Consider the following 18,492-nt stretch of genomic DNA (forward strand, 5'->3'; position numbering starts at 1 on the left):
GCTGGTCAGCCCAGCAGGTGCGGCACCGCAGTGGCGGCCTCGCGCAGGCTCGCCGCGGGGATCACCGGTTGCAGGAGCACGTTCAGATAGACCGCGATGCTCGGCCCTCCGGCCGGGCGCTCGTCGACGTAGCATCCGTAGAACCAGTCGGCTCCGAGCAGGGCGAGCGTCCACCCGAACAGGTCGCCGAGCGCCGTCTCGTCGGAACCGGCCGTCATCCGGATGCACACCGTCGGCACGGCTCCGTCGACGCGGCCGATGCGCACGACCGTCTCGGCGAACCCGGGATGCGCGGGTGTCACGCAGGAGCGGATCACGTCGAACGCCTCGGGCTCTCGCGAGCGGTCCTGCAGGTGGTCGATCACCAGATCGGTCAGCCCGACGCGGGCCGCCGCCAGCTCGGTGAGGCAATCCGCCGTGACGGCAGCCGCGATCCGATCGGCCTCTGCTGCGGCGATGACACTGCCGGCAGTTCTGACCGTCATAGATGATCCTCTCGAGCGTCCCCTCGATGGTCTCACATTTCTACACGTTGTAGAAGTCAGTTCTGGGATTCTCATCACCGCCAGGACTCCATCCGCACAAACGAAAGGCCGCCGACGAACCGGAGTTCGTCGGCGGCCTTTCTCGGGCGGATCTCAGGCGCCGGCGTGGGCGAGGTCGCTGAGCAGCTGGTCGCCGGGGATCGCGGGAACGAACTCGGCCTCGATCTCAGCGCGACCGAGCAGCTCGGTCATGCGACGCTGGCGCTGGCGCGGGATGAGCGTGACCACCGTGCCCTGCTTGCCGGCACGACCGGTGCGACCCGAGCGGTGCAGGTAGGTCTTGTACTCGTCCGGGGCGTCGGCCTGGATGACCAAGTCGATGTCGTCGACGTGGATACCGCGCGCGGCCACATCCGTCGCCACCAGCACGTTGACCCGGCCGCTGGTGAGCTGCGCGAGGTTGCGGGTGCGGCGCGACTGGTTGAGGTCGCCGTGCAGGCTGACGGCCGGGATGCCGGCGTCGTCGAGCTGGTCGGCGAGCATCTCGGCGAACGCGCGGGTGCGGGCGAAGACGAGAGTCTTGCCCTCACGGTCGGCGAGCTGCTCGATGATCGCGCCCTTGTCGCGGTGCTCGATCACGAGCACGCGGTGGTCGATGGTCGACGACGCCTGGTCTTCACCGGCGACCTCGTGCACGCTCGGCTCGGGGAGGAACTCCTCGACGAGCTGGGCGACGCCCTTGTCGAGCGTGGCCGAGAACAGCAGCTTCTGACCACCCTCCGCGGTCTCACGCAGGATGCGCTGCACCGGCTCGAGGAAGCCGAGGTCGCACATGTGGTCGGCCTCGTCGAGCACCGTGATGACGACCTCGCTGAGGTCGAGGCGGCCCTGCTCGATGAGGTCTTCGATGCGCCCGGGGGTGCCGATCACGATGTCGACGCCGCGCTGGAGGGCGCCGACCTGACGCGCCTGCGGAACGCCGCCGTAGATCTGCGTGGTGAACAGTCCGACGCTGCGGGCGATCGGCTGCACAGTACGGTCGATCTGCAGCGCGAGCTCGCGGGTGGGCGCCAGGATGAGGGCGCGCGGCTTGCGGCCCATCTGACGCTTTCCGCCCGATTTGCCCGAATCGGCCCAGAGGGTCATCAGGCGTTCGACGAGCGGGGCGCCGAAGGCGATGGTCTTGCCGGAGCCGGTGCGGCCGCGTCCGAGCACGTCTTTTCCGGCCAGCACATCCGGGATGGTCGCGGCCTGGATCGGGAACGGCTTGTCGGCGCCGAGTTCGGCGAGGGCGCGCTCGATGTTGCCGCCGATGCCGAGATCGCCGAAGCTCACGCCTTCGACGTCGGTGGCCTGGATGGCGTCGGCCTCGAGGCGTTCGAGCACGACATCCGCGCCGGGAGCGAAGGACGCCTTCTCGTCGCGCGACGGGTAGAACGAGGAGCTGCTGTCGCGGCGCGGGCCGCGGTCGCCGCGGTCGTCGGACGACCGACGCGGACGGTCGTTGTCGTAACTGCGGGCCGGACGGTCGTTGTACGCGGGACGCTCGGTGCGGGCCGGGCGGTCGTTGTACGCGGGACGCTCGCCACGGGCGGGACGGTCGCCGTATGCCGGACGCTCGCCACGGGCGGGACGATCGTTGTACGCCGGACGCTCCGTGCGGGCCGGACGCTCCGTGCGGGCCGGACGCTCACCGCGGTCGGCGAACGAACGACGCGGACGGTCGTTGTCATAGCTGCGGGCCGGACGGTCGTTGTACGCCGGGCGGTCGGTGCGGGCCGGACGGTCGTTGTACGCCGGGCGGTCGCTGCGGGCCGAACGGTCGCCGCGGTCGTCGAACGAACGACGCGGACGGTCATTGTCGTAGCTGCGGGCCGGACGGTCGTTGTACGCCGGACGCTCACCCCGCGGGGCACGGTCGCCGTACGCGGGACGCTCACCACGGGCCGGACGGTCGCCGCGGTCCGGGCGGTCGCCGCGGTCGTCGAACGAACGACGCGGACGGTCGTTGTCGTAGCTGCGAGCCGGACGGTCGTTGTACGCCGGACGCTCACCCCGCGGGGCACGGTCGCCGTAGGCGGGACGCTCACCACGGGCCGCGCGCTCACCGGTGCCGGGGCGCTCGCCGCGCGACTCCCAGCTGCGTGCTTCCTTGCCGCGGGGCTCCCAATTGGGTCGCTCCTTGCGGGCGCCGGCGCTTCCGGCGGAGTCGCGCGAACCGTATCCCTGACGGGCGGCACGGTCTTCGGTGGTCCAGCGCTGCTTCTTGGGCGCGGGGGCGCCGGTCGACTCTTCCGCGCGGTAGCCGCGGTGGCCGGGGCTGCGGCTGCCCGACTTCGGTCCGCCCTTGCGGGCGCCGGGGGCACTGTTCTTCTTGAATCCTGGCATGATGTTTTTCCTGGGTTGTTCTCGTGTGCATGGCACAGCGCATGACACGTGGTGTCATGGTCTGGGGAGAACCCGGGCAGTCTTTGGCCGGGGCCGTTCACATACAGTGATCATTCGCCCGCCGAATTGGCGACGAAACCGGCCCACCTGACTTACAAACCCATCCGCGCACAGAAGCGCGGTGTCAAGAGCCGACCTCCCTACGATACCCGATCGAGCCTGAGAATGGGTCGGGACTGCAAAAGACGCCGGGATGCGGCCGGCCGGCCCCGTCTCCTGCACGCACAAGCGGCGCACCAAGGGGTATACAGGGAGACATGAGCCCCGACCCCGACGCGATCGTCATCGGTTCCGGACCGAACGGTCTGGCGGCCGCCGTCACCCTCGCGCGGGCGGGCCTCGCCGTGCGCGTCTACGAGCGCAACGCCACGGTCGGCGGCGGGATGCGCACGGAGCCGCTCACGCTGCCCGGTTTCCGACACGATGTGTGCTCGGCCGTGCATCCGATGGCCTTCGCCTCCGGATTCTTCCGGCGGTTCGGGCTGGCCGAGCGCACGCCGTTCGTCGTGCCGTCCGCGTCGTACGCGCATCCGCTCGACGACGGACGCGCCGGAATCGCCTACCGCGACATCGACCGCGCCGCCGCCTCGCTCGGCGCCGACGGCCGCGCCTGGCGGCGGCTGCTCGGCCCACTCGCCGCCCGGGCCGACGAGGTCGCACAGTTCACCGGCTCCCCTCTGCTCCGGGTTCCCCGGCACCCGGTGGTCGCAGCCCGCTTCGGCCTCGCCGCACTCAACCAGGCCGGTCCGTGGTGGAACAGCACCTTCCGCACCGAAGAGGCGGCCGCCCTGCTGACGGGCGTGTTCGCCCACGCCACCGTCGCCCTGCCGAGTCTGGCCGGCGCCGGCGCCGGGCTCGCGTTGGCCACCTATGCGCACGCGCACGGCTGGCCGGTTCCGATCGGGGGCAGCCAGGCCATCGCAGACACTCTGGTCGCCGATCTCGTCGCCCACGGCGGCGAGGTCGTCACCGGGACCGAGATCACCAGCCTCACCGAACTCCCTCCTTCCCGGGCCGTGCTCTTCGACACCGGGGCCGCTGCCGCCGCGCGGCTGGGGGGCGAGCTGCTGCCGTCTGCCTACCGCCGACGGTTGACAGCGTTCCGCACCGGGAACGGCGTCGCCAAAGCCGATTTCGCCCTCGCCGGCCCGGTGCCCTGGGCGAACCCCGAACTCGCCGAAGCCCCGACTGTTCACCTCGGCGGAACACGAGCGGCCATCGCCCGGTCGGAGAACGACGTGGCGGCCGGGCGCCACAGCGAAGACCCATACGTACTCGTGTCGCAACCGTCGTTCGTCGACCCGTCGCGCGCGCCGGCCGGCAAGCAGGTGCTCTGGGCGTACACGCATGTCCCCGAGGGTCGACCATCGACCAGAAGGATGCGATCATCCGCCAGATCGAACGGTTCGCACCAGGCTTCCGCGACCTCATCCTCGCGTCGGTCTCGCGCACCGCGGCCGACATGGAGAGGTACAACCCCAACTACGTCGGCGGGGACATCGCCACGGGCGCCCCCAGCTTCGCCCAGCTCGTCGCCCGGCCCGTCGCCTCCGCCGACCCGTGGCGGATGCCCGGCCGCGGTCTCTACCTGGCATCGGCCGCAGCCACCCCCGGACCGGGCGTGCACGGTCTCGCCGGTTACTACGCCGCGCGCAGCGCACTGCAGCACGAGTTCGGATTGCCGGCCCCCTCGCTCTCCCCCTGATCGCGAGGCGTGCATCCGTTCGGCCACCCCTGGTCTGCGTCGGCGGCTCGGCGTACCCTCATCGCATGTGCCGGAACATTCACACCCTCCATAATTTCGAGCCCGCCGCCACCTCAGACGAGGTGCACGCCGCCGCGCTCCAATACGTGCGCAAGGTGAGCGGATCGACGAAACCGTCGCAGGCGAACACCGCCGCGTTCGACCGTGCTGTCGCCGAGATCGCCCACATCACCCATCACCTGCTCGAAGACCTCGTCACCACGGCGCCACCCAAGAACCGTGACGAGGAGGCCGCCAAAGCGAAAGCCCGCTCGGCCCGTCGTTTCGCCGCCGCATAGCCGCCGCTCAGCTGCCCCGGATGCGCCGCGACAGTTCCGCCGCCGCCGCACCCACCCGAGCGGCGAGCGCCGGCCACTCCTCGCGCGGTACATGCTCCCGCGGGAATGTGATCGCGATCCCGGCCGCCGGCCAGCCCGCGTGGTCGCGCACCGACACGGCGACCGACGCGAGACCGGGGGTCACCTCACCGTCCTCGGTGGCGTAACCGGCCGCACGCACCTCGGCAACCACACGTTTCAGCTCGGCGTAGGTGTGGGGGCCAGAACCGGTGCGGCTCTCGAAGGCCCCCGCATCCGGGTACAACGCCCGAAGCTGCTCGGCCGGCAGCGTCGCCAGCAGGGCTCGCCCGCTGGCGGTCAGATGGCTCGGCAGGCGAACTCCCACATCCGTGACCAGGCGCGGCCTCCGCGGGGCCCGCTCCTCAACGATGTAGACGACATCACGTCCGTGCAGCACGGCCACATGGCCGGATTCCCCGATCGCATCCACGAGCCCGGCGAGGATGGGTCGCCCCAGCCGACTGAGCGGCTCCTGCCGCGAGAACGCCGAACTCAGCTCGTACGAGGCCACACCCAGCCCGTAGCGTTTCGCTTCGGGGAAGTGCAGAACGAACCCATGCTCCAACAACACGGCGAGCAGGTGGTAGACCGTCGACCGCGGCAGACCCAGCGCCCCGGCTATCGATGCCGCGGCCACCGGCCCCCGCTGCCCCGCCAGGTGCTCCAGAATCCGCAGCGTGTTCTCCGCCGCAGGAACCTTGCTCGCCATCGAGCTCCTTTCGCCGTCGAGTCCAGGCTTTCGCGCTGAATCCGGCCCGCATCATGCATGGAACCCAGAAACCGATCGCGGAACACGTCTGGGATACGAGACAGTGATGAGTCTAGGGGAGGCGCGCGCGGGCCGCGGAACGTGTGGGATGAGGTCATGGTCACGAACAATGTCGTCATCGTCGGTGCACGGCCGCTCAGCATCGCTGAAGTGGTCGCCGTCGCGCGCAACGACAGCCCCATCGAACTCGATCCCGCCTCGCTCGAGAGCGTCGAGGCCTCCCGCGCCCTCGTCGAAGCCCTCGCCGACGACACCGAACCGCACTACGGCATCTCCACCGGTTTCGGTGCGCTCGCCACCACGTTCATCCCGAGCGACCGCCGTGCCCAGTTGCAGGCGAGCCTGGTGCGCTCCCACGCCGCCGGCTCCGGTCCGGAGGTCGAACGCGAGGTGGTTCGCGCGCTCATGCTCCTTCGGCTGTCCACCCTGATGACCGCCCGCACGGGCGCCCGCCGCGTCACCGTCGAGACCTACGCCGCCCTGCTGAACGCCGGCATCACGCCGATCGTGCGCGAATACGGCTCCCTCGGCTGCTCCGGAGACCTCGCCCCGCTCGCCCACTGCGCGCTGGCCGCGATGGGCGAAGGCCAGGTGCGCGTCGGCTCCGCCCCGGACGGGCCGGGTGCGCTCACCGACGCCGGCGCCGCGCTGGCCGCCGCCGGCATCCGCCCGGTCGAACTCGCAGAAAAGGAGGGTCTCGCCCTCATCAATGGCACCGACGGGATGCTCGGGATGCTCTCCCTCGCCATCCACGACCTCGCGGCCCTGCTCACCACCGCCGACATCTCCGCAGGTCTCAGCGTCGAAGCCCTGCTCGGAACCGACGCCGTCTTCGCCGACGACCTGCAGCGCCTGCGCCCCCAGCACGGCCAGGCCCTGTCGGCCGCGAATCTGCGGGCCATGCTCGCCGGATCCCCGATCATCGCGAGCCACAAAGGCCCCGAGTGCACCCGCGTGCAAGACGCGTACTCGTTGCGCTGCGCCCCACAGGTTCACGGCGCTGCCCGCGACACTCTCGACCACGCGACCCTCGTCGCCGAGCGCGAACTCGCCTCCGCGGTGGACAACCCGGTACTCACGCCCGATGGCCGCGTCGAATCGAACGGCAACTTCCACGGCGCCCCGGTCGCATATGTCCTCGACTTCCTGGCGATCGTCGTGGCGGATGTGGCGAGCATGTCCGAGCGGCGCACTGACCGCTTCCTCGACGCCTCGCGCAACCAGGGGCTCACCCCGTTCCTCGCACACGAAGTCGGAGTCGACTCCGGCCTGATGATCGCGCAGTACACCGCGGCCGGTATCGTCTCCGAGCTCAAACGGCTCGCCGCGCCGGCATCGGTGGACTCGATCCCCTCGTCCGCGATGCAGGAGGACCACGTCTCGATGGGCTGGTCCGCCGCCCGCAAACTGCGCCGCTCGCTCGACGGGCTCGGCCGGGTGCTGGCCATCGAGATCATGACCGCCGCCCGCGGCGCCGACCTGCGCGCCCCGTTGAAGCCGGGCCATGCCACCGGTGCCGTCATCACAGCTGTGCGCGAGGTCTGCGCGGGCCCCGGCCCCGACCGCTTCCTCTCGCCCGAGATCGAGGCGGTCACCGCCCTCGTGCAGTCCGGCCGCATCCGAGCCGCCGCCGAATCCGCGGCCGGCCCCCTCACCTGACCCGCCTGGCCCGCCCGGCCCGCTTCAACGTGGTTGAGGGAGGCGGTGGCGCGCACGAGACAGACAGAGAGACAAGAGAAGGAGAAGGAAGATGATGGATGGAGCGAGGGAGGTGCGCGCAGCGCGCGGCACCGAGATCACCGCGAAAAGCTGGCAGACCGAGGCGCCGCTGCGGATGCTGATGAACAACCTCGATCCGGAGGTCGCCGAACGCCCCGACGATCTCGTCGTCTACGGCGGAACCGGCCGGGCCGCCCGCAGTTGGGAGGCGTTCGACGCCATCGTGCGCACGCTGCGCGACCTCGAGAAGGACGAGACCCTGCTCGTGCAGTCCGGCAAGCCCGTCGGCGTCTTCCGCACCCACGAGTGGGCGCCACGCGTTCTGATCGCCAATTCGAACCTCGTCGGCGACTGGGCGACCTGGCCCGAGTTCCGCCGCCTCGAAGCCCTCGGCCTCACCATGTACGGGCAGATGACCGCGGGCTCCTGGATCTACATCGGCACCCAGGGCATCCTGCAGGGAACGTACGAGACCTTCGCGGCCGTCGCGGCGAAGCGGTTCGGCGGCACGCTCGCCGGAACCCTCACGCTCACCGGCGGCGCCGGCGGCATGGGCGGCGCCCAACCGCTCGCCGTCACCATGAACGAGGGCGCGGTGCTCATCGTCGACGTCGACGAAACACGCCTGCAGCGCCGCATCGACCACGGGTACCTGGATGAGCTCGCCACCGACCTCGACGACGCGGTCGCACGCGTGCTCACGGCCAAGCTCGAACGCCGCCCACTCTCCGTCGGGCTCGTCGGCAACGCGGCAACCGTCTTCCCCGAACTGCTCGCGCGCGGCATCCCGGTCGACATCGTCACCGACCAGACGAGCGCGCACGACCCGCTCAGCTATCTGCCCGAGGGCGTCTCCGTCGCCGAGTGGCACGATGCGGCGGCCTCGGACCCGGAGGGCTTCACTCTGCGCGCCCGCGCCTCGATAGTGAAGCATGTCGAGGCGATGGTCGGCTTCCAGGATGCCGGGGCCGAGGTCTTCGACTACGGAAACTCTCTGCGGGCCGAGGCCGAACTGGGCGGTTACGCACGTGCCTTCGACTTCCCCGGGTTCGTGCCGGCCTACATCCGCCCCCTCTTCGCCGAGGGCAAGGGGCCGTTCCGGTGGGCTGCGCTCTCGGGCGACCCGGCCGACATCGCCGCCACCGACAAAGCGATCCTCGAACTGTTCCCCGACGACGAGCACCTGCACCGCTGGATCACCCAAGCCCGCGAGAAGGTGCACTTCGAGGGCCTGCCGGCGCGCATCTGCTGGCTCGGTTACAAGGAGCGGCATCTGGCCGGCCTGCGCTTCAACGAGATGGTCGCCAGCGGCGAGCTCTCCGCACCGATCGCGATCGGCCGCGACCATCTCGACTCCGGTTCTGTCGCCTCCCCCTACCGGGAGACCGAGGCGATGGCCGATGGCTCGGACGCCATCGCCGACTGGCCCCTGCTGAACGCCCTCCTCAACACGGCCTCCGGCGCGACCTGGGTGTCCATCCACCACGGCGGTGGCGTCGGGATCGGCCGGTCGATCCATGCCGGGCAGGTCGTCGTCGCCGACGGCACGTCGCTCGCCGCGGAGAAGATCGAACGCGTGCTCACCAATGACCCCGGCACCGGCGTCATGCGCCACGTCGACGCCGGCTACGAGCGCGCGGCCGAGGTCGCCCGCGAACGTGGGCTGCGCATCCCGATGCAGGAAGGCTGACCATGGCCGCTCCGACCACCCTCGTCACCGGCATCGGCCAGCTCGTCACCAACGACCCGGCGAACCCGGATGCGTCGGGCACCGAGCGACTCGGGCTGATCGAACGGGCGGCGCTGCTGATCGCCGACGGCGCCGTGGCCTGGGCGGGGCCGGAGTCCGCTCTCCCCCGCGCCGCCGTCGAGGCCGCTCGGACCGTTGACGTCGGCGGGGCTGCCGTGCTCCCCGGCTTCGTCGACACGCACACCCATCTGGTGTTCGGCGGCGACCGGGCAGCCGAGTTCGAGGCACGCATGTCGGGGGAGGCATATACGGCGGGCGGCATTCGCAGCACGGTCGCCGCAACCCGGGCGGCGACGAATGCGGTGCTGGCCGCGCGCCTCGACGGGTTCGTCTCCGAACTGCACGCCCAGGGAACGACGACGTTCGAGATCAAGAGCGGATACGGCCTCACGGTCGCTGACGAGGCCCGTCTCCTGGCCCTGGCCGCGCGGGTCACCGACGAGACCACATATCTCGGCGCCCACGTCGTTCCGCCCGAGTTCGCGGGCGACCCCGACGGGTATGTCGACCTCGTCGTCGGGGAGATGCTCGACGCCTGCCTCCCCCACGCGCGCTGGATCGACGCGTTCTGCGAGACCGGAGCTTTCACCCCGGAGCAGTCCCGCCGCATCCTGGAGGCCGGCGCCGCCCGCGGGCTCGGCGTGCGCCTGCACGCGGGCCAGCTGGCGCCCAGCGAGGGCGTCGCCCTCGCAGTCGCGCTCGACGCCGCGAGCGTCGACCACTGCACCTACCTCACCGACGCCGATGTCGCCGCCCTGGCCGCCTCCCGAACCGTCGCCACCCTGCTTCCCGGCGTCGAGTTCTCCACGCGCCAGCCCTACCCGGATGCGCGACGTCTGATCGACGCCGGCATCACCGTCGCCCTCGCAAGCGACTGCAACCCCGGCTCCTCGTTCACGTCTTCGATGCCGTTCTGCATCGCCGTCGCCGTGCGGGATATGCGCATGACACCCGCCGAGGCCACCTGGGCCGCCACCGCCGGCGGGGCGGCCGCGCTCCGCCGCACCGACGTCGGTCGCCTCGCCGTCGGAACCCGCGCCGACTTCACCGTCTTGCGCGCCCCGAGCTTTCTGCACCTCGCCTACCGGCCGGGGGTGCCCCTCATCGACGCGGTCTGGCGCGCGGGGGAGCGGATCGTCTGAGATCACGGGGCGACCCGCATCCCAGCTGCCCCTCCTGTTCTCAGGAGCCGGCACCCACCGGCTCGCTGCTCCCGAAACGAGGGGTGCCGCTACCTGTTCTCAGGAGAAAACGGCACCCACCGGCTCGCTGCTCCCGAGACAGGGGGTGCCGCTACCTGTTCTCAGGAGCCGGCACCCGTCGACTCGCTGCTCCCGAGACAGGGGGTGCCGCTACCTGTTCTCAGGAGAAAACGGCACCCACCGGCTCGCTGCTCCCGAAACCGGGGGGGCCGCTACCTGTTCTCAGGTGAAAACGGCAACCGTCGACCGGTGGCTCCTGAGAAAGGGACGACGCGGCGCTCCCGACACACGGGCTCCTGAAAAGCGCGCGCCCTCCTCACGAGAACCGCCGAGCGGCCGAGCCGCCGAACCGCCGAACCACCGAACGGCTGATCCACGCGATCCGGTCAGCGCTCCGCGACACCGGCGGCCGCCTCCAGCACGCACAGTGCCATGAGCCGCACCGTGCGTCCGTCGGGGGCGTCCGCGGTCGCATCCACCTCGGCCAGGTCGAGGGACCGCACGGCGGGATGCGCAGCCGTCACCCGAGCCGCGCGGCGCAGTTCCCAGGCCGAGAGGCCGCCGGGAACGGAGGCGGGGCAGCCGGGCGCGACCGACCGGTCGCAGACATCGACATCGAGGTCGACGTGGATGGGGCCACCGGCGCGACCGGCGATCTCCAGGGCCTCCTTCAGCACATCGTCGAGCGGGCGACGGTGCAATTCGTCGCGGTGGATCACGGTGATGCCGAAATCGGCGGCGCGAGCCGAGTACTCGGGCGAGTTGGCGAAGTCGGCGATGCCGATCTGAACGATGCGCCGACCGGCGAGGCCGGCTTCGATCAACCGGCGCACCGGCGAGCCGTTGCTGACACCGTCGCGCAGATCGTGGTGGGCGTCGAGCGTGATCAACCCCGCGGTCGCGAGCTCATCCCCCCACGCGCCGAGGGCCGCCGGCACCGTGAGGGCGTTGTCGCCGCCGAGCGCCACGACCAGGCTGGCGCGGGCGACCGCATCCGCCATCGCCGCGATGGCTCGGCCCTCACCCTCGGCCCCGTCTGGTTCTGGCACATCGCCGGCGTCGGTGATGGTCAGGTCGGCCAGTGACCGCGCCCGGGTGCGACGCCTGTCGGGCGAGAGGAACGGCGCGTAGTAGCGCAGTGCTTGGCGAACCGCCGCCGGAGTCTCCCCCGCGCCCGTGGCCGACAACGAGGTGCGCCAGGTCGGGATGCCGAGCAGCGTCAGGTCGATCTGCTCACCCGGTTCGATCGTCTCGGGGGATGGCCAATCCCCTGCCCGGCCCCACAACGGATCCACGGACAGTTCGCGTGTGCTCATACCGCGAAGCTACCAAGGCACCCTCGTCGGCGAAACGTCTGCCGCTGCTTTCGTGTCCGAGATCCCATACACCCCAGGCTCCGGCGGCAGCTAGGGGGTTGCATCGACCGGGGCGGGGATGTGTTCGGCCGCCCTGGCCGCGCGTCGCGCGTCGCGACGCTCCCGGCGACCCTCCACCAGGTTGTACAGGGTGGGCAGCACGACCAGCGTCAGCAGCGTAGACGAGACGAGACCGCCGATCACGACGATCGCGAGCGGCTGCGAGATGAACCCGCCGCCACCGGTGAGGCCGACCGCCATCGGCGACAGGGCGGCGATCGTCGCCAGCGCGGTCATGAGGATCGGGCGCAGACGGCGGGAGGCGCCGTGCGCCACCGCCTCGGCCACCGACATCCCCCGACGCCGGTACTGGTTGACCAGGTCGATGAGAACGATCGCGTTGGTGACCACGATGCCGATCAGCATCAGCACACCGATGAGCGAGGCCACTCCGAGCGGGATGCCCGAGATGATCTGCAGGGCGATGGCACCGGTCGCCGCGAACGGAACCGAGACGAGCAGCAGCAGCGGCTGTCGCAGCGAGCGGAAGGTCGCGACCATCACGATGTACACGATCAGGATGGCGGCCAGCAGTGCGAGCCCGAGCTGGGAGAACGCATCCGACTGATTGGAGGAGACGCCGCCGATCTTGGCCGTTGCGCCGCCCGGGAGGTCGGCGGCCTTGAGGGCCTTCGTCACGTCAGCGTTCGCGGTCGCCAGGTTGTCCGTGTTGGGCGTCGCCGTCACCGTCGATGTGCGCAGTCCCCGCGAACTCGTCACAGTGGACGGGCCGTTGGCCTGCTCCACGGTTGCGAGCGTGCTGAGGGCGACCGGCCCGGTGGCTGTCGGGATCGACAGCTGCGAGAGCGCCGCGACGGTGGTCGGCGGGTTGGCGCTCTGCAGGTAGATGTTCAGCGTCGAGTTGTCGATCGCGATCGTTCCGGTCTGGGTCGGTTGCATCGCCTGCGAGACGAGCGACCCGATGGCCACCTCGCTGAGCCCCGCGGCGGCGGCCTTCGTTCGGTCGACGCTCACCGAGACGTACGGCAGCGAGGCGCTCAGGTTGTCGCTGGTCTGCTTGAGCGAATCGAGCTTCTTCATCTGCGCGACGACCGAGTCGGTGGCTGTCTGCAGGTCCGCGTTGTTCGGGGCGGTGATGTCGACCTCGATGTCGCTCGAGGTGCCGAACCCGCTTGAGGCCGAGACCTCGATGTCGCCCTGCCCCTTGATCGCGGCCATCTCGTTCTCGACCGTGTTCTGCAGTGCGGTCTGGTCGTAGCTCGGGTCGGTGGTGACGGAGAACGTCGCCCCGCCCCCGCCCCCGCCGGTGAACGCAGCGGCGAGCGAGCCGCCGCCGATCGACAGCTGCACGGTCTTCACGCCCTTGGTGTCGAGCAGTTTCTGTTCGACGACGCGGGCCGCGTCATCCTGCGCCTGCAGGCTGGCTCCCGGTTCGAGCGTCTGCGTGATCGACAGGGTGTTCTGGCCGGTGGAGCCGAGGAAGTTGGTCTTCATCAGCGGTGTCAGCGCGAGCGTTCCGACAAGCACGACCACCGCGATCAGCACCGTGGCCACCGAGTGCCGCAACGTCCAGTGGATGATCGGCAGGTAGCCCTTCTGCAGGCGTGAGGGATGCTCGAGCTCGTCTTCGCCCTTCTCCATCGCCTCAGCGATCGACAAGTGCGAGGCCTCCGACGCGTCCGCCTCATGCTTCTTCGACTTCGGGGCGCGGAGGAACCAGTAGGCGAGCACCGGCACGATCGTCAGGGCGACGAGCAGCGATGAGAGCAGCGCGATCGTCACGGTGACCGCGAACGGACGGAACAGTTCGCCGGTCGTGTCGCCGACGAAAGCCAGCGGGAGGAATACGGCGACGGTGGTGATGGTGGAGGCCGTGATGGCGCCCGCGACTTCGCGCACCGCTTTGACGATCGTCGAGGCCCGGTCGACCCCGGGCACGAGCTGTCTCTTGATGTTCTCGATGACGACGATGGAGTCGTCGACCACACGGCCGATCGCGATGGTGAGCGCGCCGAGGGTGATGATGTTGAGCGTGTACCCGCTGGTCCACATCACGATGAAGGTGATGAGCACGCTGGTCGGGATGGAGATCGCCGTCACGAGCGTGGAACGGATCGACAGCAGGAACACCAGGATCACGATGACCGCGAAGAGCAGGCCCAGCAGGCCCTCTTCGGTCAGCGAGTTGATCGACTGCGTGATGAACGGTGCCTGGTCGAACACGACGGTGACCTTGGCGCCGTTGCCGAGCTTCGTCTGCAGGTCGTCGATGAGAGCGTTGACGCCCTTCGACACCTCGACGGTGTTCGCCGAGGGAAGCTTCGTGACCGCGATGGTCAGGGCCGGCTTGCCATCGACGCGCGAGATCGAGCTGGTGGGGTCGTCGGTCTCTTTGACACTGGCGACGTCGCCGATCGTCTGCGGGGTGGCAGCAGCGGCGGCCGCTGCAGCAGCCTCGGCAGCGGCGGCTCCTGCGCCGGTGCCGGCGCCGGCGGAGGCTCCTGCGCCCGTTCCGGCACCGGCCGTGGCCGAGCGGATGAGCGGGAGCGACTCGAGGTCGGCGATCGAGTCGAGCTGCTTGCCCGACTGCACCGAGAGGGTCTTGCCGTCTTCTGTGATCGACCCACCCGGAACGAGGACGCCGTTCTGCTGAAGCGCGTCTTTGATCGACTGCACGCTGAGCCCGGCAGCGGTGAGCTTGGCGGTGTCGGGGACGATGGTGACCCGCTGACCCACCTGGCCGACGAGGGTAGCGTCGTTGACGCCCGTGACGTTCTTGATCTCGGGGAGCGCCAGCTTGGTGATGTCGTTCCCGAGCGACTTCACGTCGGTGGCACTGGTCACGGCGAGCTGGATCACCGGCAGATCGTCGATGCTGCCGGAGAGGACCTGCGGGGTGACGTTCGTCGGAAGCGTCGACTGGATGCGGTTGATCGCCTGGTCGATCTTCTGCTCGGCCGTGGCGAGATCGGTGCCGTAGGTGAACTTCGCCGTGATGAGCGACTGGTTGGTGCTGCTCACCGACGAGGTGCTGTCAAGGCCCGGGACGCCTTGGATGGCCGCCTCGACCGGCGTGCTGACGTCGTTGTTGACGATCTCGGGCGATGCCCCCGGGTAGGTCGTCATGATCGCGAGCTGCGGGAACTCGATCGACGGGATGAGCTCCTGTTTGAGGTTCGCCAGCGCGAGTCCACCGAACGCGGCCGCGACGATCGTGATCAGCGCGATCAGGGCGCGGTTCTTCATACTGAGGACGGCGAGAAAATGCACAGGCGCACCCTTTGCGAGATCTGTTTGCGAGGATTGCGACGCCTTCGCCGCAGACGAAGTATCTCATTGCAGCCTGTGCACGTTCCTCATGCCGTGGTACGACTTCCGGGCCGCGCACTACTCCCCTCGGAGTGTGTCAGCCCGCGATGGCTCTCTCGTCGGGACGGAGAGATGGACGGTGGCCGACGACACCGGAGATCCGTGGCACCCGCCCCGGTGGGGTCATGGCCAGGTGGATCATCCGCCCGAAGGCGGGGCGAGGCGGGGCGGAGGAAGCAGGGAGAGGTGCGCGTCAGACGACGTCGGCGAGGATGGCGGGGTCGGTGTAGGGGACGGGTTGGTGCAGCGACGTCGCCCATGCCCGGGAGAGGGCGCGGAAGGCGCGGATCGTCTCGTCCTCCCCCGACGTGATCGGGATGCGCAGGAAGCGCTCGAACGCTCCGTCGAGCCCGAAACGGGGACCGGCGGCGATCAGCAGCCCGTGGTTGCGGGCCCCGAGTGACAGGGCCGAGCTGACGGGGGCGCCGAGGCCGACCCAGGCAGCGAGACCGCCGTGCAGGTGGGGAACGGTCCAGGTCGGGAAGTGCTCGGCCACCAGGCGGCGCACCGTGTCCCGGCCCGACCGCAGCTGCGCCCGGCGCTCTTCGACGATCTCGCCCATCTGCGGCAGCATCCTCGCCACCACCAGCTGCTCCAGGATGGGTGTGCCGAGGTCGGTGGAGGGTTTCGCCGCGACGAGTTTGCGGATCAGCGGCCGGTCGGCGCGGATCCAGCCGATGCGCAGGCCGCCCCACATGCTCTTGCTCGCCGAGCCGATCAGGATGACGGGCGCGTCTCCTGCGCGACGGTCGCCGTACGCCGCGAGCGGGAGCAGGTGGTCGGCACGGTCGATGTCGAGCTCGGCCGTCGTCTCGTCGCCGACCACAATGGTGCCCTGGGAGGCCGCCGCCGCCAGCACGCGCTCGCGCGTCTCGGCCGACATGGATGCGCCCGTCGGGTTGTGGAAGTCGGGGATCAGGTAGGCCAGCGCCGGGTTCGCCCGGCGGATCGTCTGCTCGACAGCGTCCACATCCCAACCGTCGGCGCCTGCCTCGAGGCCCGGGGTCGTGCCGACGGTCACCGGCACCAGCCGGGCGCCGGCCAACCGAAGCGACTCCGTTGCATGGGGATAGGTCGGCATTTCGACCAGCGCACGGTCGCCCCGGCCGAGGAACGTGCGCGCGAGGAGGGCGATGGCCTGCTGCGCCCCCACGGTCACGAGGATCTGTTCGGCGTCGGTGGGCAGGCCGCGCTCGCCGTACCGTTTCGCGATCGCTTCCCGCAGGTGCGGCAGCCCGATCGGGTCGTAGCCGGAGTCGGGCAGGAAGTGCGGCAGCTCTTCGGCGGCGGCCCGCGCGGCGGCGGGCAGGGAGGCGACCGCAGGCAGCGCCGCCTTGGTGAAGTCGAGCATCCCCTCGCCACCGAGGGGGGACGCTGCAACCAACACCGGCCCCGGGAGCCGGGTCAGGCTGCCCGATCCGCGCACGCTGTCGACGAAGCCCGCCTCGCGCAGTTCCCGGTAGGCGGCGGTGACTGTCGTCCGGCTGAGGTCGAGGCGGCCAGCGAGGTCGCGCTCGGCCGGCAGCCGGGTGTCGATGGGGATGCGTCCGTCGAGCACGAGCAAGCGGATGCGGTCGGCGAGCGCCTGGTAGTGCGCCCCGTTTCCGCGCCACTCGCCGAGCAGGGTTCCGAGAGAGCGGGCGGTCAGCTGTGCATTCGGCATGATGCCACCTTAAGCAGATTGGCATCTTGATAAAAGGCCAATCGTCAAATTGGATGATTGTGTGACCGCTCGACTCTTCCCCCGCCGCCTCGCCCGGCTCCTGCTCGGCCTCGTTCTCTACGGCATCGCCATCTCGATGATGGTGCGAGCCGGCATCGGGCTCTCCCCGTGGGATGTGCTGGCACAGGGACTGTCGATCAAGACCGGGTGGGCGTTCGGCCTCATGACCAACCTCATCGGGCTCGTCGTCCTGCTGTTCTGGATCCCGATCCGTCAGCGTCCGGGGCTCGGCACGATTCTCAATGTGCTGCTGATCGGTCCGAGCGCGCAGCTCGGGCTGACCCTCATCCCTCAACAGACCCAGCTCTGGGCGCAGGTGCCGCTGTTCGCCGGCGGCCTCGTACTGCTCGCCGTCGCGACCGGGCTCTACATCGGCCCGCAGCTCGGGCCCGGCCCGCGGGACGGCCTGATGACCGGGCTGCACACGCGGACCGGGTGGCCGATCTGGGTGGTGCGCACCGGCATCGAGGTCACCGTGCTGATCGTCGGGTGGCTCCTGGGTGGCAACGTCGGGTTCGGCACCCTCGCGTTCGCCGTGCTGATCGGCCCCCTGTGCACGCTCACGCTCCCCCTTTTCGCGATCCACCTCCCCACGGCAGCGACGACGGATGCGGCTGAGAACGAGCTCGAGACGCGCACGACGTAGCCGCCGAGCACACACCGCCTGGCCCTCGTCAATGAGGAGGGGGCCACATCGCGTGTACTCGGCGGTCGCCGTTCAGAGGGTGCGGTCGGCGTAGACGCGCAGGGCGTCACGCACGAAGGCCGCACCGACGGCGCCACCGTAGTTCGCACCGAACCGCGGATCGGCCACATACATCTCGCCGAGGCCGAGGAGATACGCCTTCGTCGGACCGTTCGCGTCACTGCCGGGCGTGCCGGGCACGCTCGCAAGCCAGTCGAAGTGCCGCTGGGCGAGCGCCTGGGCCTCCTCGCCGTCGGGAGTGATCCCACTCTCGGCCGCAGCGGCCCAATCGGCGTTCAGCCGACCGACGACGGTTTGGAAGGCCTTCTTCTCGTCCGGCGAGGTGCTGCGCCACCAGGCGTCGCTCGTTGCATACGCCTGCGTGCCCCAGCGTTCCTCGACCTCGTCTTTGTATTGCGTGTGGTCGAATCCGTCGAACATGTCTTCTGCCATGATCTGTTCACCCCCCTCCAGCGATCGGATCGTCGCTTCGACCGCCGCGATCTGCCGCGCCAGCCGGCCCCGCTCGTCACGCAACCAGATGAGGTGGTTACGCAGTGCGGGGGCCGCATCCCGGTCGCTGCCGAGAACATCGGCGATGGCCGGAAGGCCCAGGCCGAGTCCCCGCAACAGCAGGATGCGCTGCAATCGCACGAGGGATGCCCGGTCGTAGTACCGGTAGCCGTTGTCACCGATGCGGCTGGGCGGGAGGAGGCCGATCTCGCCGTAATGGCGCAGCGTGCGGCTCGTCGTTCCGGCCAACCGCGCGATCTCCTGGATGGACCAGTCCATCGTCTTCTCCTCTCTCGTGGGGTGCGAACTCCACGGTAGAGGTTGACGCAGCGTCAAGGTCAAGTGCCCGA

The 18,492-nt window shown here is 70.0% G+C and carries 12 protein-coding genes and 1 pseudogene; 6 read left to right on the plus strand and 7 right to left on the minus strand.

Features of this window, described 5'->3' with window-relative positions; genetic code table 11:
* Positions 1 to 5: 5 nt before the first annotated feature.
* Both K5L49_RS10255 and K5L49_RS10260 read right to left on the minus strand, forming a co-directional pair.
* Entirely contained in the window at positions 6 to 485 is a 480-nt protein-coding gene (locus tag K5L49_RS10255) for a hypothetical protein (RefSeq protein WP_223692498.1), read from the minus strand.
* A gap of 153 nt (positions 486 to 638) precedes the next feature.
* Positions 639 to 2,873, minus strand: coding sequence for a DEAD/DEAH box helicase (locus K5L49_RS10260; protein WP_223692500.1), 2,235 nt, complete (start codon positions 2,871 to 2,873; stop codon positions 639 to 641).
* Between the two features lie 317 nt (positions 2,874 to 3,190).
* On the opposite strand from K5L49_RS10260, the pseudogene K5L49_RS10265 reads away from it, so the two are divergent.
* Together K5L49_RS10265 and K5L49_RS10270 are read left to right on the plus strand one after the other, a co-directional pair.
* A pseudogene (locus tag K5L49_RS10265) lies at positions 3,191 to 4,638 on the plus strand (phytoene desaturase family protein).
* Between the two features lie 65 nt (positions 4,639 to 4,703).
* The gene (locus K5L49_RS10270; RefSeq protein WP_223692502.1) at positions 4,704 to 4,976 is read left to right on the plus strand and encodes a DUF2277 domain-containing protein; all 273 of its coding nucleotides are present in this window, start codon (positions 4,704 to 4,706) and stop codon (positions 4,974 to 4,976) included.
* A 7-nt stretch (positions 4,977 to 4,983) separates the two neighbouring features.
* Here K5L49_RS10270 and K5L49_RS10275 read toward each other — a convergent pair whose 3' ends face one another.
* A complete protein-coding gene (locus tag K5L49_RS10275; protein WP_223692503.1) occupies positions 4,984 to 5,745 on the minus strand; it encodes an IclR family transcriptional regulator in 762 nt (253 codons plus the stop codon).
* Positions 5,746 to 5,901: 156 nt separating this feature from the next.
* On the opposite strand from K5L49_RS10275, the gene hutH reads away from it, so the two are divergent.
* The 3 genes from hutH to hutI all read left to right on the plus strand — a co-directional run bounded on the left by hutH (position 5,902) and on the right by hutI (position 10,416).
* Positions 5,902 to 7,464, plus strand: a complete 1,563-nt coding sequence (gene hutH, locus K5L49_RS10280) for a histidine ammonia-lyase (protein WP_223692504.1) — start codon at positions 5,902 to 5,904, stop codon at positions 7,462 to 7,464.
* Between the two features lie 94 nt (positions 7,465 to 7,558).
* The gene (gene hutU / locus K5L49_RS10285; protein ID WP_223692505.1) at positions 7,559 to 9,214 is read left to right on the plus strand and encodes a urocanate hydratase; all 1,656 of its coding nucleotides are present in this window, start codon (positions 7,559 to 7,561) and stop codon (positions 9,212 to 9,214) included.
* A 2-nt stretch (positions 9,215 to 9,216) separates the two neighbouring features.
* Complete coding sequence (gene hutI / locus K5L49_RS10290) at positions 9,217 to 10,416, plus strand: imidazolonepropionase (RefSeq protein WP_223692506.1); 1,200 nt, start codon at positions 9,217 to 9,219, stop codon at positions 10,414 to 10,416.
* Between the two features lie 446 nt (positions 10,417 to 10,862).
* Here hutI and K5L49_RS10295 read toward each other — a convergent pair whose 3' ends face one another.
* The 3 genes from K5L49_RS10295 to yczR form a co-directional block, all read right to left on the minus strand.
* Positions 10,863 to 11,792 carry an arginase family protein gene (locus K5L49_RS10295; protein ID WP_223692507.1) on the minus strand — a complete coding sequence of 310 codons (930 nt, stop codon included), beginning with the start codon at positions 11,790 to 11,792 and terminating at the stop codon, positions 10,863 to 10,865.
* A gap of 90 nt (positions 11,793 to 11,882) precedes the next feature.
* Positions 11,883 to 15,122 (minus strand): efflux RND transporter permease subunit, encoded by a 3,240-nt coding sequence (locus tag K5L49_RS10300; RefSeq protein WP_223692508.1) that lies wholly within the window; start codon positions 15,120 to 15,122, stop codon positions 11,883 to 11,885.
* 292 nt (positions 15,123 to 15,414) lie between these two features.
* Entirely contained in the window at positions 15,415 to 16,884 is a 1,470-nt protein-coding gene (gene yczR, locus K5L49_RS10305) for a MocR-like transcription factor YczR (protein ID WP_223692509.1), read from the minus strand.
* Positions 16,885 to 16,945: 61 nt separating this feature from the next.
* On the opposite strand from yczR, the gene yczE reads away from it, so the two are divergent.
* Positions 16,946 to 17,590, plus strand: a complete 645-nt coding sequence (gene yczE, locus K5L49_RS10310; RefSeq protein ID WP_223692511.1) for a membrane protein YczE — start codon at positions 16,946 to 16,948, stop codon at positions 17,588 to 17,590.
* A 72-nt stretch (positions 17,591 to 17,662) separates the two neighbouring features.
* On the opposite strand, the gene K5L49_RS10315 is transcribed toward yczE, so the two are convergent.
* Positions 17,663 to 18,421 (minus strand): MerR family transcriptional regulator, encoded by a 759-nt coding sequence (locus K5L49_RS10315; RefSeq protein WP_223692513.1) that lies wholly within the window; start codon positions 18,419 to 18,421, stop codon positions 17,663 to 17,665.
* Positions 18,422 to 18,492 lie beyond the last annotated feature (71 nt).

The sequence above is a fragment of the Leifsonia poae genome (assembly GCF_020009625.1).
GTDB lineage: Bacteria > Actinomycetota > Actinomycetes > Actinomycetales > Microbacteriaceae > Leifsonia > Leifsonia poae_A.

Excerpts from the sequence above, each read along its gene's own strand:
- K5L49_RS10255 (WP_223692498.1), bottom strand. The coding sequence starts at position 485 with ATGACGGTCAGAACTGCCGGCAGTGTCATCGCCGCAGCAGAGGCCGAT.
- K5L49_RS10260 (WP_223692500.1), bottom strand. The coding sequence starts at position 2,873 with ATGCCAGGATTCAAGAAGAACAGTGCCCCCGGCGCCCGCAAGGGCGGA.
- K5L49_RS10270 (WP_223692502.1), top strand. The coding sequence starts at position 4,704 with ATGTGCCGGAACATTCACACCCTCCATAATTTCGAGCCCGCCGCCACC.
- K5L49_RS10275 (WP_223692503.1), bottom strand. The coding sequence starts at position 5,745 with ATGGCGAGCAAGGTTCCTGCGGCGGAGAACACGCTGCGGATTCTGGAG.
- hutH (WP_223692504.1), top strand. The coding sequence starts at position 5,902 with ATGGTCACGAACAATGTCGTCATCGTCGGTGCACGGCCGCTCAGCATC.
- hutU (WP_223692505.1), top strand. The coding sequence starts at position 7,559 with ATGGATGGAGCGAGGGAGGTGCGCGCAGCGCGCGGCACCGAGATCACC.
- hutI (WP_223692506.1), top strand. The coding sequence starts at position 9,217 with ATGGCCGCTCCGACCACCCTCGTCACCGGCATCGGCCAGCTCGTCACC.
- K5L49_RS10295 (WP_223692507.1), bottom strand. The coding sequence starts at position 11,792 with ATGAGCACACGCGAACTGTCCGTGGATCCGTTGTGGGGCCGGGCAGGG.
- yczR (WP_223692509.1), bottom strand. The coding sequence starts at position 16,884 with ATGCCGAATGCACAGCTGACCGCCCGCTCTCTCGGAACCCTGCTCGGC.
- K5L49_RS10315 (WP_223692513.1), bottom strand. The coding sequence starts at position 18,421 with ATGGACTGGTCCATCCAGGAGATCGCGCGGTTGGCCGGAACGACGAGC.